This window comes from Stenotrophomonas muris, assembly GCF_052751275.1.
This window is the reverse complement of the sequence record NZ_CP199879.1, coordinates 3,639,443-3,664,341: the sequence shown is the minus strand read 5'-3', so window position 1 is coordinate 3,664,341 and position 24,899 is coordinate 3,639,443. Positions and strand designations below refer to the sequence as shown.

The following is a 24,899-nucleotide window of genomic DNA, read 5'->3' as shown; positions in this document are numbered from 1 at the left end:
ATCCTCACGTGTTTGTCTTGTGTTATCGACAGGATCGCGGCAGCGCGGCAGCGACACTGCACGCATGCCGACCCCCTCTACCCCCGAACGACAGGCCGCGCGCGCTGCGGGCCTGCGCTATGTCGATGACACCCAGCCGGGCATCAGCCGGCGCCGCGCCGGCAAGGGCTTCAGCTACCGCGATGCCGATGGCCATGCGGTGCGCGATGCCGCCACCCTGCAGCGCATCCGCGCGCTGGCGATCCCACCGGCCTATACCGCCGTATGGATCTGCGCCCACGCCAATGGCCATCTGCAGGCCACCGGCCGCGATGCCCGCGGGCGCAAGCAGTACCGCTACCACGCCGATTGGGCCGCAGTGCGCGACGCCGGCAAGTTCGACCGGGTGATCGCCTTTGGTGAAGCACTGCCCGCGCTGCGGCGCCGGCTCAGCCGCGATCTCAAGCACAGCGGCTTCCCCCGCGAAAAGGTGCTGGCGGTCGTGGTCGCGCTGCTGGCCGACACCCTGGTGCGGGTAGGCAATGAGTCCTATGCCAAGGAAAACAGATCCTTTGGCCTGACCACGCTGCGCAACCGGCACCTCGACCTGCTGCGCGGCGGGCGCGTACGGATGCGCTTCCGCGGCAAATCCGGGCAGCTGCACGAAGTGACGGTAGGTGACCGCCGGCTGGGCACGCTGGTGCGCGGCGTGCAGCAGTTGCCGGGCCAGGCGTTGTTCCAGTATCGCGACGACGACGGTGCCATCCAGCCGGTCGACTCCGGTGCGGTCAACGATTACCTGCGCGAGGTGATGGGCGAGGAATTCACCGCCAAGGATTTCCGCACCTGGGGCGGCACCCTGGCCGCGGTGCAAGCGTTCGCGGCCACCGAGTTGCCCGAACCGGCCAGCCAGCGTGCGCTGGCCAAGGTACAGCGTGAGGTGGTGTGCAAGGTGGCGACCCAGTTGGGCAATACCCCTGCGGTGTGCCGCAAGGCCTACATCGACCCCTGCGTGTTCGCCGGCTGGGAGCGCGGCGAACTGGCGGAACTGGCCGGCCTGCGTGGGCCGCGCCAGTGGGAACAGGCCACCCTGCGCGTGCTGCGCAGGGCGCGCCGGCTCAGCCGCAATAGATCGCGGTGATGTTGTTGGTGCGGCCCTTCTCGATGGTCAGGCGGTCACCGCCTTCGTGTGCCGGCGGCACGCGCGGGCCGTCATGGCGCAGCACCTGCACGTGCAGGCTGTCGCTGTCCACGCGCGCGCGCTCGACGGTTGCGGCGGAGGCGGCCAGGCCGAGCGCACCACGCACCCTGTCGCTGTGGCACTGGCCGGAAATCATGCCGTCGATCGGCTGCACCTGGGCCACCGGCGTGCTGCTGCAGGCGGCGAGGGCGAGACAGACGGCGGCGGTGGCGATGGCATGCTTCATGGAAGGGTTCCTTGGTGTGGTTGCGTGCAGCGTGCGACGGCGCACGTGGTGGCGGAATGAACACCGTGCACATCGTGGACACGGTGCGCTCACCCCCGCCAACAGCCTGGGTGGAGACACTGCAGTCGCGGCGGATGCCGCCCCCGGTACTGCGGCGCATGCGCCCGGTAGTGCCGGCCGCTGGCCGCCGATCCCATTCCCCCCCGAGGAGACCTGCATGGCCACCACCCGAAAGACCCCCGCCCGCCGCAAAGCCTCACCCAAGGTGCGCAAAGGCAGCACCGCGACCCAGACCGCTGCCGACCCCGCTCGCCCGCGGGTGGTGAAGACCGCAACCCGCAAGGCGGCGGCTGGTGATCCCCGCGCCGCCCGCGTTGCCGCCCGGCAGCGGCGCCTGCAGGATCAGGAAAAGGCCAAGGACGCCCGCGCGGCCAAGAAGGCCACGAAAAAGACCGCGACCCAGGCCGGCGCACGCCGCCAGCCGGAGGCCATGCCGGCCCAGCAGCTGGCAAAGCCGGGGCACGAACACGAACTGGAGCTGGCGCCGCGCTTCCTCGCGCCGGACTACACCGGCAGCGGCAAGCTGCAGGGCATGCGCGCGATCGTCACTGGCGGTGATTCCGGCATCGGCCGTGCTGTGGCCGTGCTGTTCGCACGCGAAGGCGCCGATGTGGCGGTCCTGCACCTGGACGAGGCCGAAGATGCCGACATCACCCGCCAGCACGTGGAGCGCGAAGGTGGCCGCTGTGTGGTGATCGCCGGTGACGTGCGCGACCCGCGCTTCTGCAACAAGGCGGTCAAGCAGGTGGCCAAGGCCTTTGGTGGCATCGACATCCTGGTCAACAACGCCGCGTTCCAGCTGCACTGCGAGCGGCTGGAGGATCTGGAAGACGCGCACCTGCAGGAGACGCTGCAGACCAACATCGGCGGCTACATCCAGATGGCGCGTGCGGTACTGCCGCATCTGGGCGAGGGCGCCAGCATCATCAACACCGGCTCGGAAACCGGACTCTTCGGCAGCAAGGCGCTGATCGACTACTCGGCCACCAAGGGCGCGATCCATGCGTTCACCAAGGCCCTGGCCAGCCAGCTGCTGCCGCGCGGCATCCGGGTCAACTGCGTGGCGCCGGGGCCGGTATGGACGCCGCTGAACCCGGCCGACAAGCAGGCCGGGGATGTCGCCGAGTTCGGAAAGGACAGCGACATGGGCCGGCCTGCACAGCCTGAAGAGCTGTCACCGGCGTATGTGTTCCTGGCGTCGCCGGTCTGTGCAAGCTACATCAGCGGGGCGATCCTGCCGGTGATGGGTGGGCCGCGCGGCTGAGTCGTGACGGTTCCCGCCTGGAGATCCGGCGGCAGCGAAGGTGTGCGGCCTGTCAAAGGCCCCACACCGTGCGATTGGGGTAGGCTGATCCTGTACCGACCATGTTCAAGGACCGACCATGCCCGAAATGGATATCAATGCCGCAGCCAACGAGGTCGTCGCCCTGCTGCGGCGGAACGATGCGCGTGCTGCCGCCACCCGCCTCCAGGCCCTGCACGACGGCCAGAGCGCAGTGGTGCAGGAATCGCTGGATCGCTATATCTCGGCGCGTGCGGCCGCCGAGCTTGAGGGCTTGCGCCGGAACGGGGGCGTGGCCGCAGCGGATGCAGCTACGGTGAATCCGATGCTGGATCGCTTGGGCGAGGCGACGCGCCCGCCGCGGATGCCCGATGCTGCCGAGACAGCGGGATTGAGCCAGGCCCAGCAGTACGACGTTTATGGCAGCATCGTGGCCCAGCGCGGCAACATCGCAGCGAACGATGCAATGGCGACCCAGGACCGCGTGGTGCTGGGGTTGCGCGATGAGAACCGCACGACCGAGGCGCGCGGACGTGGCGTCTACGATGACCGCATCGTGGTGCTGTGGAAGGATGCGCAGGGCCGCGGCCACGTGCGCGAGTTCAACCAGGCCACGACCGAGCCGACCGCCCAGTACGACGGCCATGCCAAGACCGCGCCGCGCAGCCCGGGCTTTGGCAATGTGGCGCCGCGTACCAAGACCGAGGGCGAGGACGTCAACGGCGACCGGGTCAAGGATCTGGGGCGCCTGGGCGAGGGCACCATCGAGATGCGCGTGACCACCCATCCGCGCAATGGGCATCCCGATGAGTTCGCGCTGCGTCCTTCGCAGGACGCGATCACTGCGGGCGCCGGACGGGTGGAGCGCGACAGCAATGGCGATGGCTGGTTCGATGCGCGTGATACCCAGGGCGTGCAGGACCTCAACGACACCTTCAAGATCCATCGTGGCAGCCGTTCCAACACCGATTCGGCCGGTTGCCAGACCATCGGTGGCGGCGAGTATGACGACTTCGTGTCGACGGTGCGCGGCACGCCTGGGCAGAACCGCTGGCAGTACGTGCTGACCTCGGTTGCACCCGGCCAGACGCGCGAATTGGGGCAGGACGTGCCGCTCGCGGCCAACGAGGACCCCCGTCAGCCGCAGCATCGCGATCATGCCCTGCAGCAGCAGATCAGTACGCGCCTGCAGGCCCTGGGCGGACGCTACGCCGAGCATGCCGAGGACTACAGCCTGGTGATGCTGCGCGAAGCGAAGGCCGCGGGCATCACCCGGGTCGACCAGATCGTGGCCAGCAATCCCAGCGCCGGCCGTGCGGCTGGCGAGACACTGTTCCTGGTGCAGGGCAGCCCGGGCGATCCTGCGGCGCTGCGCGCAGGGGTCAATGCGGCCGAGGTGCGCGAGACCGCGGTGGAATCCAGCCTGCGCCAGCTGCAGCAGCAATCGCGCGAACAGGCTGCACCTGCGCCCGCGCCGGCACAGCAGCAGGACGCGCCGGCGATGGGAGGGCGTTGATCGATGATCCGATCGCAGCTGACGCCGAGCGTTCCATTGATGCTGCTGCTGGCCTGCAGTGCCTGCGCGCCCGCTGGAGAGCGCGTCGCGCCGGTGGCGCCCACTGCCAGCTCGGCCGCGAAACCGGAGGCCCTGCCTGCGCAGACCCTTCCCACGGATCGCGGACTGCCCGCATTGCCGAAGGCTTCCGGCAGCGGCCATCCCGGCGGCCGCTACGCTACGCTGCCCGAACCTGCCAGGCAGGTGCTGGCGCAGTTGAAGTGCAACGTGGAGAGCGCCAGCAAGGTGCAGGTGCTCTCCATTCCCGCGCAGGATGGCCAGCAGGATTTGATGGTTACTGATCGCAGCGGGCCGCGTTTCCGCTATTGGATGCGGTCGTTCTCCGGCAGTGGTGGTACCACCGGCTATCTGGTGCAGCTGCAGGGCTGCCCGGCAACCACCACGGGCATGCGCGCCTACATCGCACAGGGAGCCGCACCGCTGCAGGATGTCACCGCATCCATCCTGGCGCAGGCCGGATTGCCCGATGCGGCGACCATGACGGCCTACCAGGAAAAGGGCGCGGGCGATCTGTTCGCCTTCATCGGCGTGCTGGACAAAGTGCCAGTACTGCGCTGGGTGGCCGAAGCCGACCCCGAACAGCCACTGGCCGCCGATGCACGCAGCTTCGACCATGGCAATGCCATCCACGGCGGTTTCCTGCACTGGAACCAGGATCACTTCGAAGTGGCCAGGTCCGTTCCCGCCGCGCTATGGCCCTGCGATGACAGCCCGTTGCTGCCGTGCAAGGCCGACCCGTTCGTGACGGGGCGTTGAGGCATCGCGCACATAGAAGTCGGCAATGCGCGGAATGAACTGCTGCGGATTGGCACCGACAAGATTGGTCAGCACCACGACCGCCACGCCGCGCTCGGGATAGACCACGAAGGCCGAGCGCGCACCGCCGATACCGGCCACCTGAAGGTCGGGCGATGCGCGCAGTACCGCCCAGCCACCCGCCCACGGGCCGGCGCGGCCATCAGCGAGGCGCTCTGCGCTCCACATCCGCCGCAGTGCCGTCTCCGGCAGCAAACGGCCTTCGGTCAGTGCGACGAGCCAGCGCGCGGTGTCGTCGGCGGTGGTGAGGATGCCGCCACCGGCCCAGAGCGAAGGCGGTATGTCGTAGAACCAGTGCGACAGGCGGGACGGTGCATCCACAGCATCGGTGGCACGCGGGGCCAGGCTGTACATCGTCGCCACATCCGGAATCAGGTCATAGCTGTCGCCGAAGGTGGTGCGGGCCATGCGCGCGCTGCTGAACTGGCGTGTGGCCAGGAAACGTTCGTAGGACATACCGGATTGCTGCGCGATGATCCGTGCCAGCAGGACATAGTTGGTCTGGTTGTAGGCGAAGCGCTGCCCGGGCGCCGCTTCCAGCGGCCGCGCTGTCACCGCCGTCCACGCCTGTGCTTCGGAGCCACCGCCCAGCAGTCCGTTCGCATCAAGGATGTCCGGAAGGCCTGAGGCATGCGCCAGCAACTGGTGTACGCGCACGTCTCTCCACGCTGGCGGAAGATCATCCAGGTAACGCGAGGCCGGCGCGTCCAGATCCAGTCGTCCCTCCTGCGCCAGCTGCGCAGCCGCCACGCCGGTGAATGCCTTGGTGGCCGAGTTGAGCGGGAAGCGGGTGTCGCGCGAGGCACGCACACCGTTCTCGACATTGGCCAGACCGTAGGCCTCGGACAGCACGATCTGCCCGTCCTTGACCACCGCGACCTGCAATCCGGGGATGCGCTGCTCCAGCATGATCTGGCGGATCAGGCGGCGGGTCTGGTCGTTGGCCTGGTCCTGGTCCTGGCTGGCAGCAACGGCGGCGAAGGGCAATGCACTGATGAGCATGAGCAGGGCACGGAGCATTGGGCGGGACATGTGGAATTCCAGCGGGGCGTTGCGGATCGGATGCAGCGGGCGGGTCAAAGGTTTAGGCGCTCGGTGGTGCCTACCGTTCGTCGGCCCATGACTTCCGGGGGGTTGACTACAGTTGTCGTCACGCAGACAGTGGCGACACGTGTAGTCAAGGGAGTGGTGTCATGCGTGGCAAGACGATCGGGGACCAGGAGCTGGCCCTGCTGCAGTACATCGATGAACATGCGCCGGCCACCGTCGGCGAGGTCGCCAGTGGCTACGGGGAGGCCCGTGGGCTGGCCCGCTCCACCGTGCTGACGATGATGGAGCGACTGCGGGCGAAGGGGTATCTTCAGCGCCAGCAGCAGGACGGTGTCTACCGCTACCAGGCCACGCGTGGCCCGCAGAGCGTGCTGCAGGGCGCGGTGGCGCAGTTCGTCGACAACACCCTGCAGGGCTCGGTGTCGCCGTTCGTGGCCTACCTGTCGCAGCGCCAGCAGGTCAGCGACAACGAGCTGGCCGAACTGGAAGCGCTGGTTGCCCAACTCCAATCGCGCCGCCACGAGGGCTGAGCCATGGACACCACGATGCTGATCCCGATGTTGGAACGGCTGGGCTGGACCAGCCTGCAGACCGTGCTGCTGGTGGCCCTGGTGTATGGCGTATGCCGCGCGCTGCCGTCGCTGTCGGCGGCAACCCGCTGCCGCCTGTGGTGGCTGGTCTCGCTGCAGGCTGTGCTCGGCCTGTTCTGGAGCCAGCCGTTGCAGCTGGCCTGGTTGCCGGCGCCGCAGGCGGTGGCGATGAGCGCGACCGATGTGGCCGCCGACATGGTCTACCCGCTGGCCCCGGAGGCCTCGGCACAGCTGTTGGCCGCAATGCCGATGCCCGCCGCGGATGTGCCGGCGGTGGCATGGTGGGCCGTCGCACTGGCCACGCTGTGGATGTCCGGCGTGCTGCTGATGGCCCTGCGTACCTTCGGTGAGTGGCGTCGCTGCCGCGCGCTGCTGGCAGCGGCCTATCCCTGCGAGGACGAGGCGCTGGTGCAGGCCCTGCAGCTGGCCTCCGATGCGCACGGCGTGCGTCCTGCGCCGCGGTTGTGGATGAGCACGCAGGTGGACGCACCGCAGCTGGTCGGGCCGTTCCGCCCGGTGCTGCTGCTGCCGGCGGGCGACAACGCCCTGCAGGGCGACGCGCTGGACCTGGCCCTGACCCACGAACTGCAGCACCTGCAGCGGCGTGACCTGCAATGGGGCCTGCTGCCTGCACTGGCCCAGCACCTGTTCTTCTTCCACCCGCTGCTGCGCCTGTCGGTGCGTGAATATGCACAGGCGCGCGAGGAAGCGGTGGATGCAGCGGTGGTTGGCCAGCACGGTGCCAGCCGCCAGGCCTATGGCCGTCTGCTGCTGCAGCTGGGCGTGGCACCGCAGCCGCATCTGGGCGTGGCCAGTGCCGCACCGGATACCACCAGCCTCAAGCGCCGCCTGCTCTCGCTGCAGTCGCGCCGGTCCTGCCCGCGCATCCTGGCGATGGCGTTGACTGCGGTGGTGCTGGTGGTGGGCGTGGCGCCGATGCGGCTGGTCGCAGCGCCGGTGCCGCCGGCACCGCCCGCGCCTCCTGCGGCGCCGAAGGTCGTGCCGCCGCCGCCGCCGAAGGCTCCGAAAGCGCCGCCCGCACCGCCTTCGTCCGCGCGCGTTCCGGCCGTGCCGGTGGCGCCCGCGCCGCCCGCCGAGCCGGCTGATGTCGAGGCGTTGCCAGGTCCGGACGATGCGGATGTGGCGGTCGACGTGGATGCGGATGTCGATGTCGATACCGGCATGCACAGTGAACACACGACCTCCCGCACCACTTCCATCACCACCTACGGCCGCCTGGACCTGGGCAAATCGCCGCCGGAGGCCTTCGTGCTGGTAGATGGCGATTCGACCTTCGCCAACGGCGGCATGGACGACGTGACGGTGGCCCGCAGACAGCTCGGCAAGGGCCCGGCGCTGTGGTTCCGCAAGGGCGACAAGCGCTACGTGGTGCGAGACCCGATGATGATCCAGAGCCTGCAGCGTGCCTACAGCGGCGCGGCGGATCTGGGCCGCCAGCAGAGCGAACTGGGCCGCCAACAGAGTGCGCTGGGTCGCCAGCAGGGCGAACTCGGCAGGCAGATGGGCGAGATGGGCCGCCTGCAGGGCGAGGAGGCGCGCCGCATGGCACTGGCCGCTGCCGAGGCTGCGCGCAGCGCGGTGGCCGCGCATGACATCAACCGCGAAGCGGCGGCAGAAGCGGCGAAGGCGGCGCGGGGCGCGACCAACGATGCGGCCATTGCACGTGAGGCTGCACGTGAGGCTGCTGCAGAGGCACGTCGTGCGATGCAGGAAGTGGACAACGAAACCGCGCGGGCCACCCACACCCGCGGCATGCAGCGCCTGGCCAGCCAGCAGTCTGAACTGGCCAGCCGCCAGGCGGCGCTGGGCAGCCGGCAGGCTGCGTTGGGTGAGCGTCAGGCACGCGTGCATGAGCAGGCGTCGCGGCAGGCGCAGCAGGTGATCGCGCGCGCACTGGCCAGCGGCAAGGCCGAGCGACTCTGACTGGTAGTGCCGGCCGCTGGCCGGCAATGTGGGGTGCCGGCCAGTGGCCGGCACCCACTGGGTTGATCAACCGCAGCTGGCGCGCTCGATCCGGTTCTGACCGTCCACCTGCACCGTCACGCGGTCCTGGCGGAAGTCCATGGTTACCGCCATGCCCGGCTTGACCACGCGCGCGTTGCGGGCACCGCTATCGGCGACCAGTTTCTTGATGGTGGCCTCGTCGGCGGTCTTGCCGGTGAAGGCTTCCAGCGCTTCCGGCCTGCATTCGTGGGCGGCATCGGCCACCGGTGCCGGTGCGGCATCGTGGGTGGTGCTGCTGCCGGCGTGGCTGCAGGCGGCCAGCGGCAGGATGGCGAGCAGGGCAAGCGGATTGAGGCGCATCGTCGGGCTCCAGGCGTGGATGGTGGCGGCAGTGTCACCGCTGCCACCGTCAGGGCATGTCAAGGCGGCCCTTGGCCATTACTGCCCGACCAGCGCCAGTGTTTCGCGCTCGCGCTGCTCCTCGCGCACCAGTTGCTGCAGCAGCAGGGCCAGGGTGACCACGTCCTGATGGTTGTGGTCGGCCACCCGACGCAGGTTCACCGCATCGCCGCCGCGCAGGAAACGCAGCCATGCGCCCGGGGCTTCGGAGCCAGGCAGGTCATCCTCGCGCACCACGCGCAGCAGCTGGCGCTCAATGGTGGACAGCTTGCAGTTCTCCCACGTGCCGCGATAGCGGCGGCGGGTCGGGTAGAGCAGGTCGACGTGATCCAGCGCGCTGATCGGGCAACGCTGGCGGGCCAGCCGGTAGCGCGTCTTCAGCAGCGGCGCATCGTAGCTGCGCCCGTTGTAGCTGCAGAACACGGTGGACGGCTGCAGCCAGCGGGCGAAGGTGGCCAGCATCGCGTCCTCGGCGGCCATCGTCGACATCAGCAACTGGCGGATGCGCAGGCCTTCGCCACGCTGCGGGCACACGTGCCAGTCGGCGGCGCCGATCATGAAGGCGCGGGTGCCAGTGCCGCCGGCCAAGCCGGTGGTCTCGGTATCGAAGAACAGCAGGTCGCGCGCGGCGATGTGCTCGTGCTCGCGCCTGGCGAAAGCCAGGGAAAGCGGTTCTGCGGGAATCGGTTGCGGCTGCAGCGACTCGATCAGGAACAGTCCCGGCGCGATTTCCTCGCCGGGGAGCTGGCGATCCTGGGCACTGGCGCGTGCCGGTGCGGCTCCACCACGCGAGCGCAGGCCGAGCAGGCGGTGCAGGCTGCCCACTTCCGGTCGACGCAACGGTGCGGCGGCCGTCACAGGCGCGGCAGCGCCGGTCGGCTTGTGGCGGATTTCCTGTTCGACCCAGGCGAACACCGAGCGCTCTGCCGGTGGCTGCTGTGCATCGTTGGCGGCTACCGGGGCCGGCGCCGGGGGGGGCGGCTCGGGTGCCACCGGCGTGACTGCTTTCGGGTCGCCGGCCTGCTTCCGCAGCAGGCGCAGCTTGTCCAGGCTCAGGCTCACGGTGCCAGCAGCTCCATCGGCTCGCGCGTGGTCACCACCAGGTCGCGCACGTGCTGGCAGGCTTCTGCGTCGAACAGGTCGAGCACGCGCAGCGCCAGCGCGCGCGGCGAGGTTTCATCTTCCTCCTGTGCAGCCAGCACCGGGCCGACACAGGCCGGGCAACCGGCCTTGCAGTCGCAACGCTGCACCAGTTCGCGCGCGCGCTGCACCAGCTCGGCCTGGCGCTGCCACAGCGGCTCGCTCAGGCCAACGCCGCCAGGAAAGTTGTCGTACAGATAAACGGTCGGCACGAACTCCTGCAGCAGCTCCACCGCGCCAGGGTCGCCTTCGCTGCCGCGCAGCTGGCCACGGCCGCTCTGGTCGGCGATCGCGAACCAGGCACCATCGCCGTTGCCGACTGACTTCTGCAGATCGCGCGCATCGGCCATCACCGCCACGGTGGCGACGATGTGCAGGGCATACGCGGCGCCAAGGAAGCCATCCAGCGCATCCTGCTTGCTGGCGAACGCGCGCAGCAGCAGCGCCTGCGGCAGCTGCCACCACACCGCAGTGGTGTGCAGTTCCTGGTCGGGCAGGTTCACCGGCCCATAGCCGATGTTCTCGTGGGTGTAATAGCGGATCTTCTTGTAGCCGGCCACGCGACGCACCACGTGCACTTCGCCATGGTGCGAATCGCCACGGCCGGCCACGCCACCGTCGAAACGGTCCAGCACCTTGAGCTTGGTGAAGTCGATGCTGTCGGTGTAGTAATCCACATGCGTGCGGGTGACATAGGCCTTGCGGCCGTCCCAGTCCAGCGTCTCCACCTGGTAGGGCGTGGACTGCACCATGTGGATGGCGCCTTCGTACAGGGTGAGTGCGGCGGCGGAATAATCGACCTCGGCGATGATCTGCTGGCGGCCGTCGCTGCGGTCGACCACCACGAAGTTGCCGTCGGCCACCGCGCGCAGGCTCACCGCGTTGGCCGGATAGCTGTCGGCGATCCATTCCCAGCGCTCGCCTTCGCGGTGGATGACTTCGGTTTCGGCCAGCGCTTCCAGGAACACTTCCGGATCGATCGGGCCGAAGCCATCGCCAACCCGGAACGGCAGTTCGAAGGCTGCGCAGCGGATGTGGTCGAACAGGATCAGCGGCTGGTCAGGTGCAATGCGTGCATGTTCGGGCGAGGCCTCGGCGAAGAAGTCCGGATGCCGCACCACGTACTGGTCCAGCGGCTGCGAGCTGGCCACCATCACCCCCAGCGCCGGCTGCTGGCGGCGACCGGCGCGGCCGAAGCGCTGCCAGGTGGCGGCCACGCTGCCGGGATAGCCATTGAGAATGACCACGTCCAGGCTGCCGATATCCACGCCCAGTTCCAGCGCCGACGTGCTGACGATGCCGTCGATGTTGCCGGCGCGCATCGCACGCTCGGTCTCGCGGCGCTCGGTGGGCAGGTAGCCGCCACGGTAGGCGCGGATGCGCGGCGGCTTGCGCGGGTCGTGGTCGAAGATGTCCTTCAGGTACTTGGTCAGCACTTCGACCATCAACCGGGTCTGCGCGAACACCAGGGTCTTCAGCCCGGACTTGATCGCGATGCGCGCGATGCGGTTGCTCTGCGAGCGTGCCGAGGCGCGCAGGCCCAGGTCCGGATTGATCACCGGCGGGTTCCACAGCAGTACCTGTTTCGGTCCGCTGGGCGCACCGGATTCGGTGATCGCGGTGACCGGTGCCTCGATCAACGCCTCGGCATGCGCCTGCGGATTGCCGATGGTGGCCGAGCACAGGATGAACTGCGGTTGCACGCCGTAGAACGCGCAGATGCGCTTGAGCCGGCGCAGCACGTTGGTGACGTGGCTGCCGAACACGCCGCGGTAGGTGTGTACTTCGTCGATGACGATGTAGCGCAGGTTCTCGAAGAACTGCGCCCACTTGGTGTGATGCGGCAGGATCGCCTGGTGCAGCATGTCCGGGTTGGACACCACGATGTCGCCATGCAGGCGGATCGCCTGGCGCGCATCACCCGGGGTATCGCCATCGAAGGTGAAGGCCTTGACGCCCAGATCGCCGGCACGGTTGAGTTCCAGCAGCTCGGCCACCTGGTCCTGTGCCAGCGCCTTGGTCGGGAACAGGTACAGCGCCTTGGCCTTGTCCTGCATCGCCGCGCTGACCACGGGCAGGGTGTAGCACAGCGACTTGCCGCTGGCGGTGGGGGTGACGATGGCCACGTGCTCACCACGCTGGCTGGCCTCCCAGGCCTCGGCCTGGTGGCTGTAGAGCTGCTCGATGCCGCGTGCCTTCAGGGCCGCGGCCAGGGCCGACGGTACCGCATCGGGAATGGGGGCATAGCGGCCCTCGCGGCCGGGAATGGCAAAGCTGCCGGTGATGCGGTCCTGGTAGCGGCGCTGCAGGCGCGCGCTGAGCAGGGCGCCGTCACGGGCGGGCAGGCCATCGCGGGTGGCGAGCTTCTGCTCGGCATCGGCGGTGCGCTTGGCGAGTTCGTAAGCCATGGAAAGTGGAGCCGGGACGGATTGCGAGGGGTCACATGGCACCACATCCACGTCTCAGGATGTGAGACATCGCACACGGAGGGCGTGAACCGTTCAGTGCTCGCGTCCCGTGGCGCCGCCGCATCTCCCCTGGCTGAACAGCTGCCAGTGCAGCAACGAAATCTGAAGCCGGCATCCGTATCCTTGGGCGCTGGACGCAACCAACAGGGCGGATGGCTGTGGCACGACGTGGAACGCAGGGAGCACTCCTGGCCGGCATGCTGCTGGCCGGCATCGCGCAGGCGCAGCAGGCCGCGCCGGTGTCGGTGCCCGATCCTGCACCCGTTCCCCCTGCTGATGCCCCGGCAGCAGCCACCGCGCCGATCTCCACCGCCCTGCCGCAGGACAACGTCACCACCCTCGGCGAGGTGCGTGCACTCAAGCCCGACGACGAGCCGCTGGACCTGTACCGCTTCAAGAACCCGGTGAAGTTCGGCGACAACCGCTTCAGCCGCGACTGGAGCGAGCCACCGTCACCGGAGCAGGTCAGCATGGGCGGCGGCTACATCATGATGGGCGTGGTCAAGGGCGTGCTGGCGGCGGGCCGGGGCCTGAACAAGCTCACCGGTGGCCCCGACCAGATCCAGTCCGCCATCGCCCGGCCACCGCCTGAGCTCAGTGCCGAACAGCGGCAGCGTGCGCTGCGGTTCTCCCAGCAGCAGGATGCCGGTGATGCACCGCCGGTGAAGTAGGCCGGTATATCCTGCCGGTTCCTCAACCGATAGCGCTGCCATGTTCCTGCGTTCGTTCTGCCTGCTGGCTGCATTGCTGCCCGCGTCCGCCTTTGCTGCCGGCATCGCCGGTGATGGCGCGTGCCGCAATGGCGCGTTCCCCTCCGAACAGAGCCGGTTCGCGCTGGCGCGGGTGGTCGACGCACCGCGCCTGTATCTGCTCGGCGACATGGACGGGTGCCCCGCCAAGGGCGAACCGGCCTGCCGCCAGCGCAGCTATGTGGTCAACGGCGATACGGTGGTGACCGGTCGCGACCTTGGCCGCTACCGCTGTGCGTTCTTCCCGAACAAGGTGGGCGGCAGCGCCGGCTGGGTGGACCGCAGCAAGCTGCAGCCGTTGCCGGTGGCCGTGCCAACGCTGCAGGACTGGGTGGGCCACTGGAAAGACGGCGACAACGGCCTGCGCATCACCGTGCAGGGTGGACAACTGCATGTGGATGGCGACGCCTACTGGCCCTCTGCCAACCCCACGCCGGAACAGCGCCCGTATGGCCCGAACATGGGCCAGGTGGAAGCGCGCGCGACGCCGCGTGGTGCTGATGTCGAGTTCGTCGAGGACACGTGCCGGGTGCGCGTGCACTCGCTGGGCGAGGTGCTGATCGTGGCCGACAACAGCGAATGCGGTGGCATGAACGTGCGCTTCAACGGCGTGTACCGGCGCGCGGGGAAACGCTGAAGGCCGCATGACGGAGGGGTCAGAGCCCTGTCGTGGGCGAAAGGGATCCGACCCAGGGTCAGCGCCGCCGCTCCAGCCACCACAGCAGCGAAGCGCACACCGTGAACGCCAGCCACCAGGGCCAGCGCGAGCCCGGCACGGGCTGCATCATCGCCGTGTTCGTCGGCCCGCTGACGGCCAACGCCCGCGTGGTTGCATCGATCATCGCCTGCTGGTGCAGTGCAGGTGCGGCCTTCGGGTCGAACACATAGCGCCAGACCGTGGTGTCGCCGTGCTGCAGGCGCTGCCAACCCGCCTCGCGCGGCCACCAGCCGGCGCAGCGCAGGGTCGACGTTGCGCCGTCAACGATCAGGGGCACGCTGTCTCCGCGCGCGTTGAAGACCTGCAGTGGCGCCTGCACGCCGCACAGCGCCTGCCGTTCGCCCGCCCAGCCGAGCGTCTGCGGCGACCACAGCGCATCACCGCTGCCCTGCGCGCGCGCCAGCGTGGCGACGACGCTGCTCCAGAGTTCACCGTGGCGATCATCGCGTCCGGCCAGCACCCAGCGCCAGCTGTCGGTGATCGGCAGCAGGCCGATGCGACCCTTGCCGGCAGCGCGCCAGCCGCCGACGGCCTTGCCCGACCCATCCCGCAGCAGGGCGTTGCTGCCTGGCGCCTGCAGCGCCAGTGCTTCCAGCGCGGGCAGGGGCGCACTGTGCGAGCTGCGGTCAGCCTCCTCGCCGTAGCCGGTCGGCAGCGTTCCGGCGGCGAGCGGGCCGCGTCGTGCGGCGAGGACCGCGCTGTCGCCATCGCCGGGAAGTTCGAGGGCGTGGCTGCTGCCATCGCCCTGCACTGGCAGGCCCAGATCGCGGAGGCGCTGGCGCGCGCCGGCTGCAGGTGCGCCTGCACTGCGCAACAGAACGCCAAGGCCGTCACGCAACGCCTGCCGCACGGCAGCCAGCTGGCCGGCACTCAATGCGGTCAGGCTGCGCTCGTCCAGCAGCAACAGATCGCTGCGCGCGAGTGACGCTGCATCCAGCGCGACCGCGCCATCCCCCACGCTGACACCTGCCCCGGTATCGGCCTGTACCTGCACGCGGATGCCGGTATCGGCGGCCCAGCGGCGCAGGTACTTCAGCTCCGGGCCCGGCGCACTGGCACGCACCAGCATGCGCAGCGGTGCCGCCGGCAGGGTCTGCTGCGGTACCGGCGCGCTGTCCACCACATGACCGCCGGCATCGAGCAGGCGCAGCTGGAACACGCTGCGGCCCTCGGCGCGGGCGATGCCGCTGAGCTGCACGTGACCGTCCTCGGCAACGTCCACGCGATCGACCACGCTGTCGGCGGGGTCAAGCAGTTCCGCCTTGGCCTTGGCGACGCCGCGCGCCTGTGCATGCACGTCGAAGCGTGCGCCGGGCGCGGTGTCGGCGGGTGGCTGCAGCGCGATCCACCCGCGCGTCGGAGCTACCGGCTGCCAGCGCACGTCGCGTGGCAGTACCGCGTCGCGGTCACGCGCGACCAGGCCGGCACCGACCAGCGTCAACGTGGAAGCCGGATGCTGGCGCAGCGCCGTGGCCAGGTCCGGCACGCGCTGGCCACCGGGCACATCGGCAGCCTCCGGCAACAGCAGCCGCGGGCCTGCGCTGGCCGGCAGCGCGCCGGCCTTGTCGGCATCGATTCCCAGCACGACCAGGCCGACCGCGGGTTGCTGGCCGGTGGGCGGGACCAGGCAGAAGTACAGCAGCGTGGCAGCGATCAGCTGCAGCGCAATCACGATCCACTGGCGGCCACGACGCGCGGCATTGCCACGCAGCTGGCGCACGCTGGCGATGACCACGATCAGGGCGAGTGCCAGCGCAATCCACAGGTTCACAGCGGAGGCGTTCATGGCTGTGCCTCCAGCGCATCAAGGTACCGCTGCCCCATCGCATCGGCGGCACTGCGCCGCATCGCCTGCGGCAATGGACGCTGCAGCGCCCGCCACAGCTGCGCGCGCAGGCGCTGGCGGCAGTCGCGGCAACCGGGTTCGATGCGCAGCTGCTCGATGGCGGCAGCCAGATCGAGTGCGTCGGGCAGGTAGGCGGCATTGCGCTGCTGCCAGCTGGCGAGTGCGTCGAGGTCGGGCACGCTGGTGTCATCGCCGAGGCGCTGCCACGCTTCGACGATGGCCGGGTCGGGCGGGGTGCGGGCGGCCAACGGCAGTTCACGGCTGGCCAGCCCAGCGCGATCGCCACCCAGCCGGCGGCCTTCATCGATCGGCGGCAGCTCCGGCCCCACCCGTGCCAGGTAGATGCGCTCGGCCTGCTGCACCTGCTTGATGAACCCCAGTGCCTTGTAGGCGAACGGCAGTGCCTGCTCCGGACGGCCCTGGCGCAGCTCGCCTTCGGCCGACCACATCTGGTCCAGCGCGGCCTTCAGCGTGGCGCGGGTCTGTGGGTCGAGCAGGGTCGCGGCCTCGGCATGGTCGTGGGTGTGGCCGTACTCCGACAGCACATCGGTGGCGCTGCCGAACACCGGTGGCGCATCGGCATTGGACGCCTTGCCGCCGTGGTCGTGGCCATGCGCGTCGTGCGCACCGGCCTCGGCGCCATCGTCGTGATCGTGTTCGTCGTCGTGGCTGTCTGCGGTCGGCGCATCGCTGGTGGGCAGGTCGCTGGTCGGCGGTGGCTTCGGTGCACCTTCGCTTTCTTCGCCCAGGAACTGGCCATAGCGCAGGCGCAGGATGCGCTGGTCGACACCGATCGCATCGCTGCGTTTCACGAAGTCCTCGGCGGCGAGGCTGCGTCGCTGCCGGATCAGCGCTTCGGCATCGATGATGATCTGCCGCTGGCTGCGGAAATAGGCCGGCAGGGTCTTCTTGATGCGGCCTTCCAGTTCGGCACCGAGTGCAACCTCGGCGCTGGGCAGGCGCAGGATCACGCTGCTGCTGCGCCCGGTCTGCGGTGTTGGCGCGTGGTTGTCGCGCACTTCCAGCTGGGCGATGACATCGTTGCCCGGTTGCGCGCCCAGCGCAGCCAGATCAAGCGTGTGGGCGAAACGCCGCGCGGTGGCTTCGCCGCTGCCGGCAAGCGTCACGCTGCGTTTCACGAAGGTGATGTTCTCACCGCTGCCCTGGGTGGTGGTGATCGACAGCGTTGCCTGCGCGGCTACGCCATAGTCGTCGGTGGCCTCGAAGCGCAACGACCACTGGCGTTGCCCGGGCGTGCCCAGCACCAGGCTGGCGGCCGGCTCCAGCACGCGTACGCCGGGCGCGCGGTCGGCGACCACGTCCAGACGATGCAGGTCGGTTCCGGCCAACGCCGGCTCGCTCACCACGCGGTACAGCACCGGCGTGCGCGCCACATCCTGTGCCTGCCACTGGCCATCGTGTTCGTTCAGCGGCAACCGGCGACCATCGTGGAACTGCAGCCATGCCTTGTCCGGTGCGCGATCGAAGCGCAACGACCACGACAGCCGGCTGTCGGCGGCGACCTTGGCATCCAGTGCGTTCTGGGTGAGCGTGGCCTGGCCGGTATAGGCCGGCGCGTCGATGCGCATGCGGGTGGACTGCAGGTGCAGTGGGCCCGCGGCAGCCGTGCTGCCAGGCGCCGACGCACGGGCCGGCGCGGAGCCGGGGCTGGAACGTGGCCAGCCGAATGCCAGCGCAACGATGGCCAGGCCTGCGATCCAGCACAGCGCCAATGCTCCACGCGGCCAGCGCGGACGCAGTTCCGGCATCGCGCGTTCCAGCGTGGCCAGCACATGCGCGCGCTGGCGCTGCTGCAGCGGATTGAGGGTAAGCGCATCGGCAAACAGCAGGTCGGCACTGTCCTCACTGGCGCCGCTGCCATCGAGCTGGCGCTGCAACCACTGCGGGTCCAGCTGGCGGGAGCGTGCCGTGGCGAGCGCTGCGCAGGCAAGCAGGCCGATGGTGCCGATCACGCAGGCGATATCGAAGCCCGCCAGGCGCAGCGCCAGCACCGTTGCGGCCAGCGCCCACGGCAGGCCCAGCAGCAGGGTGACGAGCGCACGGCGGCGGCGCGCGTGCTGCCAGGCGAGCTGCAGGGTGATCATGCGGGCCCCCTGCGTCGATGACTGCTGGCCATCCAGCGTTCCAGCGCAAACAGCAGCACGATGGCCAGCAGCAACCACGGGGTGAGCTTGCGCAGCGGCGGCGTTGCCGCAGGCAGTGCTGCCTGGCGGGGGGCCTGGTCCTGGGCATCGCCGAGGCGTGGCAGTGGAGGCGGCTGCAGAGCCAGCAGCAGCACGCGTGGCAACTGCGGATCGCGCAGCGCAGCGTTGCCTGAGGCATCCCAGTCGCCGGGCAGAGACAGCAGGACACCGTGGCCGATGCGTTGCTGCCACAGCAGCGGGGTGCCCTCGGTGTTGCGCAGCAGGATGCTGGCCTCGGCGGCAGGCTTGCCGGCAGTCACTACACGTCCGCCGTCCTGCAGCCACGCCTGCCAGTTTGCCGGCAGTGCGCCAGTGCGGCTCCACACGCCGATCTCGCCGCGTTCGGGCAGCGCATCCGCCACCAGAGGCGCGAGCGGCGCCTGCCTGCCCCACGCGCGCTGCAGTGCATTCAACCAGTGCTGGACGACGGCCGAAGCATCGCTGTGCACGCGCAGGCGCGGCAACGTTGCGGCACTCGGTTGCTCACTCACCGGTATCGGCTGCGGACGCCACTGCACCTCGCGCGACAGCTGCAGGCGTGCGCCGTCCAGGCCGGGCAGGGGATCGGGAACGTGCACGGTCAATGCGGTGCCCGCAGGCAGCTGTGCGTCCAGTTCGCGCAGCAGGCTGGGCAGGGAAGCCGTGGACGCGGGTGGCACTTGATCAATGGCCGGGAAGCCGGGCGCCAGCCAATGCCAGTTGCCCGCTTCGGCGGTGCCGCGTAGTGCGGTCGCGTCCAGCCCTGGGGCTACGACCGTCCACGCAGTGGGGGCTGGCGCAGGCCCGGTCAATGCAGGTCGTGCCAGCAGCAAGGCCAACGCGGCCAGCAACAGCAGGCGCACCAGCAGCAACGGCCAGTCATCGAAGCGGATGCGCTGGCGCGGCCGGATCTGTGCACGCAGCCAGCGCAGCGCGGCGAAATCCAGCGGTGTGTACGGATGGCGGCGGGCGAGGTGGATCAGCAGCGGCAGCAACCCTGCAGCGAGCGCGGCCAGGCCCAACGGGAACAGCAGGGTCATGCGCCGCCCCTGCGGCCAAACAGTGCCTGCAGTGGTTGGTCCAGCGGCTGGTCGAGCCAGCCAGTGGCACTGGCGATGCCGCTGGCCTGCAGGCGCGACTGCAATGCGTTGCGTGCGTCAGCGAAGCGTTGCAGGTAGTCGGTGCGGATCGCCGCGCCATCGCCCAGCAGTTCCTCGCCGGTCTCCGGATCGCGGAAGCGATGGCCTGCGTCGAAGGGAAAGTCACGCTCGTCGGCGGTGAGGATCTGCAGCAGTGCCACTTCGCGGCGTGCGCTGGCCAGTTGTTCCAGCAGCACAATGCCGGCCTCGTCAAAACCGTCGCCGATCGCCAGCAGCAGGTCGCCCGGGCGCACGCGCTCCCACAGCGGGCGCAGGCGATCGGCCACAGGCCAGCCGCCACGCGCCTGCAGCGCATGCAGTTGCAGGTGCACGCGATCACGCTGGCGTGCGCCGTTCGCTGCGGGCACCAACTGCAGTCCATCGCCATTGATCGCCAGCAGGCCGAAACGGTCGCCCTGCTGCAGGGCCAGTTCCACCACGCAGGCGGCCACACCGCGCATGTGGTCCAGGCGGGTGCGCTGCGGTGCCGCGCGATCGGCCTGGCCGGCCGAGGCGGTGGCATCAAGCAGCAGCCAGACCGTGATCGGGCTTTCGCGTTCGGATTCGCGCACGAAGAAGCGGTCCGAGCGTGCATACAGCTTCCAGTCGATCTGGCGCAGCTCATCGCCTGGTTCGTAGGCACGGTACTGGGCGAATTCGAGGCCGGCACCGCGGCTGCGGCTGGCGTGCTGGCCGATGCCACTGGCGCCGCTGGCCAGGCGTGGCCGCACGCGGAGCGTGCGCAGGCGCGCACGCAGTTCCGGTGGCAAGGTCAGCGGGGTACCGGCGTTCACGCGTGGCTCAACCCGGGAACGGCACGGCCTGCAGCAGGGCGGCGACCACGTCGTCGGCACGCTTCTGCTCGGCCTCGGCGGCGAACGACAGCAGCAGGCGATGGCGCATCACCGGCGCGGCCAGCGCCTGCACATCCTCGCGGGTGGCGGCAAAGCGGCCCTGCAGCAATGCGCGCGCTTTTGCCGCCAGCACCAGCGACTGCCCGGCGCGCGGGCCCGCGCCCCACTTCACCCACTGGTTGATCGCGGCGGGTGCGCCTTCGCCTGGGCGGCTGGCGCGCACCAGGCGGGTGATCCAGGCCAGCACATCCGGGCTGACATGCACCTGGCGTACGGCGGCCTGCAGCGCGATCACCGCCTCTGCATCCATCACCTTCGGCACCGCGTCGGTGGCGCCGCCGGTGGTCTGTTCCAGGATCTGCCGCTCCTCGTCCTCGCTGGGGTAATCCACCAGCACGTGCAGCAGGAAGCGGTCCAGCTGCGCTTCCGGCAGCGGGTAAGTACCCGCCTGCTCGATCGGGTTCTGCGTGGCCAGCACGAAGAACGGCGCCGGCAGTGCGTAGGTGGTGCCGGCGTAGCTGACCGTGCGTTCCTGCATCGCTTCCAGCAGTGCGGCCTGGGTCTTGGGCGGGGTGCGGTTGAGTTCGTCTGCCAACAGCAGGTGGGTGAAGATCGGGCCCTGCTGGAAACGGAAATGGCGATGGCCGGTGCCGTGGTCTTCCTCCAGCAGTTCGGTGCCGAGGATGTCGCTGGGCATCAGGTCGGGGGTGAACTGCACGCGCCGGAACTGCAGTTCCAGCGCCTGCCCGAGCGAGCGCACCAGCAAGGTCTTGCCGAGCCCGGGCGCGCCTTCCAGCAGGCAGTGGCCGCCGGCCAGCAGGCCGATCAGCAGCTGCTCGACCACGGTGTGCTGGCCCACCACGGCGCGTGCAAGCGCGGCGCGCAGCGCATCCAGGCGTGGCAACAGGGAATCGAGGTCGGGGGAAGTCATGGGCGTGCCGGTCCTATCAATTGTTCAACGCGTACATCACGATGTTGACGCCGAAGCGGGTGTTGTCTTCGGCCAGGAAACGCTTGTTGCGCCAGTCGTAGTCCCACTCGCAGCCGTAGTCCTTGTTGCTGTAGAGCAGCCCCAGGCGGCCATCGATCTCGATGCCCTTCAGGTAGTCGTGCACCAGGTCGTCGCCCCAGCCGTTGAGTTCGAAGCTGGTGGCCGGCGGGCCATCGGGGAAACGGAAGAAGCTGCGGTACAGCGGGTGGCTGTTGGGCAGCTTCTGCAGTGCCCTGGGACCAAACAGGCGGCCCATCTGTGCCTCGAACGAGGTGGCGAACAGCCCATCGATATCGTGGTTGCAGTCGTCGACGAAGACGAAGCCACCATTGCGCACATAGCGCACGAAGTTCTGCCGCTCGGCGGCATTGAACTCCACCAGCGTGTGGCCGGCCAGGTAGCAGAACGGCGCTTCCAGCATGCGCGGGTCGGCCAGTGCCACCACGTGCTCCTGCGGGTCCACGCGCAGCGAGGTGTAGTCGATCAGCGAGGTGATCAGGTTGGACGGCATGCGCGCGTCCACGTCCCAGTCACCGGAGTCGTACTGCAGGCGGGTGAACCAGAAGTCGTAGCGCGAACTGCGCGGGCCTGCCTGTGCCCAGGCCGGCAGCGCCGCCGCCGAAGCGGCAGCGGCCAACCAGCGCAGGCAGGCCCGGCGATCCATCAGACGGCGTCGGACAGCGAGGTGAAGGTGAAATCGCGCAGCTTCATCGGCGGGATCATCATCACGTAGCTGGACTCATCACCGGCCACACGCACCGGCTTGCCCAGCTCTTCGATGTTGTTGAGCATGATCACCGGCGACTCGTTGAAGCGGAAGTTCTTCACCGGGTGCTTGATCTGGCCGTTCTCGATGTAGAAGGTGCCGTCGCGGGTGAGGCCGGTCAGCAGCACCGTCTGCGGATCGACCATGCGGATGTACCAGGTACGCGTGACCAGGATGCCCTTCTGGGTGCCACGCACCAGCTCGGCGGTGCTTTTGTCGCCACCGCTCATCAGCAGGTTGCCCGGCGAGGCCTTGGCGGTCTTGCCCTGCTTCTGCGCCCAGAAGCGCGAGTAGTCCAGGTTGGCGATCTTGCCGTTCTCGATGATGGCCATGCGCTCGCGCGGCAGGCCTTCGTTGTCCCACGGCAGCACCGGTGCGTCCGGATGCCACGGATCGGCGATCATGGTCACGCGCGGGTCGTAGACCTGCTCGCCCAGCTTGTTGCCACCACCCTTCTTCGACAGGAAGCTGCGGCCTTCATCGGCCGAGCGCGCACTGAAGAAGTTCATCATGAAGCTGATCAGGCCTGCCGCTGCGGCCGGCTCCAGGATCACCGTGTACTTGCCCGGTTCCAGCGCCTTGGCTTCGGCCGACTCGGTGGCCTTGCGCATGGCGATGCGGATGTCCTGGTCGGCCTTGAAGTCGGCCGCATCCTTCAGGTTGCGGCCGACCCAGCCCGAGCCGCGGCCATCTTCAGTGCGCACGGTGCAGGTGTAATCGAAGTTGGTGGTGCGCTGGTAGGCGAAGTTGCCGTTGCTGTTGGCGGTGGCCTGGAAGCCCTGGCCGTCCTCGAGGAAGCCGGCGGCGATCAGGCCGTGACCACGGCACGGGGCGATCGAATCGGCGGCGACCTTGGCACGGAACGCCGGATCGATGGCAGCAGTGGATTCGCTGAAGGTGGGGCTGGCGCGGTAGCTCTGCTTGCCGATGGCCGGCATGAACTCCGGGTTCTCCGGGGCCAGGCGGGCCAGGTCTTCGGCACGGCGCACCACGCGTTCCAGCGCGGCATCGTCGAACTCGTTGATCGAGGCGGTGCCGACGCGCTTGCCGAAGGCGACGGTGACTGCCAGTTCGGTGTTGTCGACAATGCCACTGGTGGAGACATTGTTCAGCGCGAAGCGGATGTTGCCGCTGATCGCGCCGGCCAGCACGGCGGTGCACTCGTCGGCCTTGGACAGGGCGATGACCTTGTCGAGGATGGCCTTGGCCTGGGCTTCGGTGAAGATACTCATGGTGTAAGGGCTCCTGACCGGTCAGCCGAGGCTGCGTGCGGTGTTGATGACGTTGATGCCGTTGAAGCGCGCGGTGGACGAGCCGTGCGAGACCGCCGAGACCTGTCCCGGCTGGCCCTTGCCGTCGAAGAACGAACCGCCCAGGCGGTAGTCGCGTTCGTCGGCCACGGCGGTGCAGGCGTTCCAGAACTCCGGCGTGCGGATCTGGTAGGCCACGTCTTCCAGCATGCGGGTGATCTGGCCGTTCTTGATCTCGTAGAACAGCTGGCCGCCGAACTGCGCGTTGTAGCGCTGCTGGTCGATCGAGAACGAACCATCACCGATGATGTAGATGCCGTTCTCCACGTCCCTGATCAGGTCCGGCACGCTCAGCGGCGTCTTGCCCGGTGCCATCGACACGTTGGCCATGCGCTGGAACTGCACGCTGGACCACGAGTCGGCATAGCAGCAGCCGTCGGACTCGGTCTTGCCGAGGATGTGGGCCTGGTCGCGGATGGTCTGGTAGTCCACCAGCTTGCCGTTGCTGATCAGGTCCCAGCGCTTGCACTTCACGCCTTCATCGTCGTATGCCACCGCGCCGAGGCTGCCGGGCTGGGTCTTGTCGGCGAAGATGTTGACCAGCTCGCTGCCGTACTGGAAATGCTGTTCGCGCTTGTCCAGGGTGGCGAAGCTGGTGCCGGCGTAGTTGGCTTCGTAGCCGAGCACGCGGTCCAGTTCCAGCGGGTGGCCGATCGACTCGTGGATGGTCAGCCAGGTATGCGACGGATCGAGCACCAGATCGTACTTGCCCGGCTTCACCGACGGGGCCTTCAGCTTTTCCTGCGCCTGCCGGGCGGCGGCGATGGCGTCTTCCTTCATGTCGTAGGAAGAACTGTAGTTGACCACGCCATTCGGGCTGACCACCTTGCCGGCGGCGGCGCCGTCCAGGTACTCGTAGCCCAGGCCCATCGGCGAGGACAGGCCCGAACGGGTGCGGAACTTGCCGCTGCTCTTGTCGATGGCGGTGACCGTCATCGGCGCCCAGATGCGGTGCACGTCCTGGTCGATATAGGAACCATCGGTGGAAGCAAAGTACTTCTGCTCGTTGACCAGGAACAGCATCGAGTTGACGAAGCTGGCACCAGCGCCCATTGCGGCAGCGTTGACGTCCAGCAGCAGGCCGACCTTGTCCTTGATCGGCACCTCCATCGCATTCTTGCGGATCGGCGTGCGCCAGCTCACTTCACCCACGCCCGGCGCCTTGGCCAGCTGCACCGGTGCGGTCTGCACGCCGGCATTGGCCTTGGCGATGGCCGCCGCCTGCTGCGCGGCCCTGGCCACGTCGGCGGTACCCAGTGCGTTGGTGGCGGCGAAGCCCCAGGCGCCGTTGACGATCACGCGGATGCCCACGCCGGTGGACTCGGTGTTCACCACGTTCTGCACCTTGTCCTCGCGGGTGATCACGAACTGCCGCAGGTAGCGGCCGATGCGCACGTCGCAGTAGGTGGCACCGGCGCTGCGCGCCGCCTGCAGCGCCGCGTCGGCCAGGCGCTTCTTCAATGCCGGGTCGAGGCTGGACTGCAGCTGCTCGGCGGCGATCACCTTGCCGAAGAAGGAGGGCACGATCAGCCCGCCCGCGGTAAGCCCGGTCAGGGCCAGGAAGTCACGTCTTTGCAAGGCTGCTCTCCAT

21 protein-coding genes are annotated in these 24,899 nt (G+C 68.9%); 8 read left to right on the top strand and 13 right to left on the bottom strand.

Annotation, left to right across the window (positions count from 1 at the left end; translation table 11 throughout):
• Nucleotides 1-64: 64 nt before the first annotated feature.
• Complete coding sequence (locus ACUVWL_RS17095; RefSeq protein WP_111206357.1) at nucleotides 65-1,120, top strand: DNA topoisomerase IB; 1,056 nt, start codon at nucleotides 65-67, stop codon at nucleotides 1,118-1,120.
• Here the strand turns inward: ACUVWL_RS17095 and ACUVWL_RS17090 are convergent.
• Nucleotides 1,098-1,406: a hypothetical protein gene (locus tag ACUVWL_RS17090; RefSeq protein ID WP_111206355.1), complete on the bottom strand. Its 309-nt coding sequence runs from the start codon at nucleotides 1,404-1,406 to the stop codon at nucleotides 1,098-1,100. The two genes, ACUVWL_RS17095 and ACUVWL_RS17090, sit on opposite strands and share 23 nt — an antisense overlap.
• A 217-nt stretch (nucleotides 1,407-1,623) precedes the next feature.
• On the opposite strand from ACUVWL_RS17090, the gene ACUVWL_RS17085 reads away from it, so the two are divergent.
• The 3 genes from ACUVWL_RS17085 (at nucleotide 1,624) to ACUVWL_RS17075 (ending at nucleotide 5,080) form a co-directional block, all read left to right on the top strand.
• Nucleotides 1,624-2,730, top strand: coding sequence for an SDR family oxidoreductase (locus tag ACUVWL_RS17085; RefSeq protein ID WP_014645462.1), 1,107 nt, complete (start codon nucleotides 1,624-1,626; stop codon nucleotides 2,728-2,730).
• Nucleotides 2,731-2,848: 118 nt separating this feature from the next.
• Nucleotides 2,849-4,264, top strand: coding sequence for an XVIPCD domain-containing protein (locus tag ACUVWL_RS17080; protein ID WP_197605513.1), 1,416 nt, complete (start codon nucleotides 2,849-2,851; stop codon nucleotides 4,262-4,264).
• Between the two features lie 3 nt (nucleotides 4,265-4,267).
• The gene (locus tag ACUVWL_RS17075; RefSeq protein WP_053495446.1) at nucleotides 4,268-5,080 is read left to right on the top strand and encodes a hypothetical protein; all 813 of its coding nucleotides are present in this window, start codon (nucleotides 4,268-4,270) and stop codon (nucleotides 5,078-5,080) included.
• Here ACUVWL_RS17075 and ACUVWL_RS17070 read toward each other — a convergent pair.
• Nucleotides 5,015-6,142: a serine hydrolase domain-containing protein gene (locus ACUVWL_RS17070; RefSeq protein WP_445979174.1), complete on the bottom strand. Its 1,128-nt coding sequence runs from the start codon at nucleotides 6,140-6,142 to the stop codon at nucleotides 5,015-5,017. The genes ACUVWL_RS17075 and ACUVWL_RS17070 overlap by 66 nt on opposite strands.
• A gap of 191 nt (nucleotides 6,143-6,333) precedes the next feature.
• Between ACUVWL_RS17070 and ACUVWL_RS17065 the strand changes: the two genes are divergently transcribed.
• Together ACUVWL_RS17065 and ACUVWL_RS17060 are read left to right on the top strand one after the other, a co-directional pair.
• Nucleotides 6,334-6,720 (top strand): BlaI/MecI/CopY family transcriptional regulator, encoded by a 387-nt coding sequence (locus tag ACUVWL_RS17065; protein ID WP_014645465.1) that lies wholly within the window; start codon nucleotides 6,334-6,336, stop codon nucleotides 6,718-6,720.
• A gap of 3 nt (nucleotides 6,721-6,723) precedes the next feature.
• The gene (locus ACUVWL_RS17060; RefSeq protein ID WP_111206353.1) at nucleotides 6,724-8,724 is read left to right on the top strand and encodes a M56 family metallopeptidase; all 2,001 of its coding nucleotides are present in this window, start codon (nucleotides 6,724-6,726) and stop codon (nucleotides 8,722-8,724) included.
• A gap of 66 nt (nucleotides 8,725-8,790) precedes the next feature.
• Here ACUVWL_RS17060 and ACUVWL_RS17055 read toward each other — a convergent pair whose 3' ends face one another.
• The 3 genes from ACUVWL_RS17055 to ACUVWL_RS17045 form a co-directional block, all read right to left on the bottom strand.
• Entirely contained in the window at nucleotides 8,791-9,105 is a 315-nt protein-coding gene (locus ACUVWL_RS17055; RefSeq protein ID WP_014645466.1) for an I78 family peptidase inhibitor, read from the bottom strand.
• A gap of 78 nt (nucleotides 9,106-9,183) precedes the next feature.
• A complete protein-coding gene (locus tag ACUVWL_RS17050; protein ID WP_445978590.1) occupies nucleotides 9,184-10,206 on the bottom strand; it encodes a ribonuclease H-like domain-containing protein in 1,023 nt (340 codons plus the stop codon).
• Nucleotides 10,203-12,692, bottom strand: coding sequence for a DEAD/DEAH box helicase (locus ACUVWL_RS17045; RefSeq protein WP_401727957.1), 2,490 nt, complete (start codon nucleotides 12,690-12,692; stop codon nucleotides 10,203-10,205). The genes ACUVWL_RS17050 and ACUVWL_RS17045 overlap by 4 nt, the downstream gene beginning before the upstream one ends.
• Nucleotides 12,693-12,904: 212 nt before the next feature.
• Here ACUVWL_RS17045 and ACUVWL_RS17040 point away from each other — a divergent pair, with 212 nt between their 5' ends.
• Complete coding sequence (locus ACUVWL_RS17040; RefSeq protein ID WP_032957598.1) at nucleotides 12,905-13,423, top strand: hypothetical protein; 519 nt, start codon at nucleotides 12,905-12,907, stop codon at nucleotides 13,421-13,423.
• Nucleotides 13,424-13,463: 40 nt separating this feature from the next.
• Complete coding sequence (locus ACUVWL_RS17035) at nucleotides 13,464-14,138, top strand: hypothetical protein (RefSeq protein WP_014645470.1); 675 nt, start codon at nucleotides 13,464-13,466, stop codon at nucleotides 14,136-14,138.
• Between the two features lie 58 nt (nucleotides 14,139-14,196).
• On the opposite strand, the gene ACUVWL_RS17030 is transcribed toward ACUVWL_RS17035, so the two are convergent.
• The 8 genes from ACUVWL_RS17030 to ACUVWL_RS16995 are packed head-to-tail and all read right to left on the bottom strand — an operon-like array spanning nucleotide 14,197 to nucleotide 24,886.
• On the bottom strand, nucleotides 14,197-16,005 hold the full coding sequence (locus ACUVWL_RS17030) for a hypothetical protein (RefSeq protein ID WP_111206347.1): 1,809 nt from the start codon (nucleotides 16,003-16,005) through the stop codon (nucleotides 14,197-14,199).
• A complete protein-coding gene (locus ACUVWL_RS17025) occupies nucleotides 16,002-18,170 on the bottom strand; it encodes a hypothetical protein (protein ID WP_445978589.1) in 2,169 nt (722 codons plus the stop codon). The genes ACUVWL_RS17030 and ACUVWL_RS17025 overlap by 4 nt, the downstream gene beginning before the upstream one ends.
• Nucleotides 18,167-19,288 (bottom strand): BatA domain-containing protein, encoded by a 1,122-nt coding sequence (locus ACUVWL_RS17020; RefSeq protein ID WP_445978588.1) that lies wholly within the window; start codon nucleotides 19,286-19,288, stop codon nucleotides 18,167-18,169. Before ACUVWL_RS17020 ends, ACUVWL_RS17025 begins: the two co-directional genes overlap by 4 nt.
• Complete coding sequence (locus ACUVWL_RS17015) at nucleotides 19,285-20,181, bottom strand: DUF58 domain-containing protein (RefSeq protein WP_032957604.1); 897 nt, start codon at nucleotides 20,179-20,181, stop codon at nucleotides 19,285-19,287. The genes ACUVWL_RS17020 and ACUVWL_RS17015 overlap by 4 nt, the downstream gene beginning before the upstream one ends.
• A 7-nt stretch (nucleotides 20,182-20,188) precedes the next feature.
• Nucleotides 20,189-21,172, bottom strand: coding sequence for an AAA family ATPase (locus ACUVWL_RS17010; protein WP_014645475.1), 984 nt, complete (start codon nucleotides 21,170-21,172; stop codon nucleotides 20,189-20,191).
• A 16-nt stretch (nucleotides 21,173-21,188) separates the two neighbouring features.
• Nucleotides 21,189-21,896, bottom strand: coding sequence for a DUF4159 domain-containing protein (locus ACUVWL_RS17005; protein ID WP_032957605.1), 708 nt, complete (start codon nucleotides 21,894-21,896; stop codon nucleotides 21,189-21,191).
• Nucleotides 21,896-23,230 carry a TldD/PmbA family protein gene (locus ACUVWL_RS17000; RefSeq protein WP_014645476.1) on the bottom strand — a complete coding sequence of 445 codons (1,335 nt, stop codon included), beginning with the start codon at nucleotides 23,228-23,230 and terminating at the stop codon, nucleotides 21,896-21,898. Before ACUVWL_RS17000 ends, ACUVWL_RS17005 begins: the two co-directional genes overlap by 1 nt.
• Nucleotides 23,231-23,251: 21 nt before the next feature.
• Nucleotides 23,252-24,886 carry a TldD/PmbA family protein gene (locus ACUVWL_RS16995; protein WP_329768355.1) on the bottom strand — a complete coding sequence of 545 codons (1,635 nt, stop codon included), beginning with the start codon at nucleotides 24,884-24,886 and terminating at the stop codon, nucleotides 23,252-23,254.
• Between the last annotated feature and the right edge of the window lie 13 nt (nucleotides 24,887-24,899).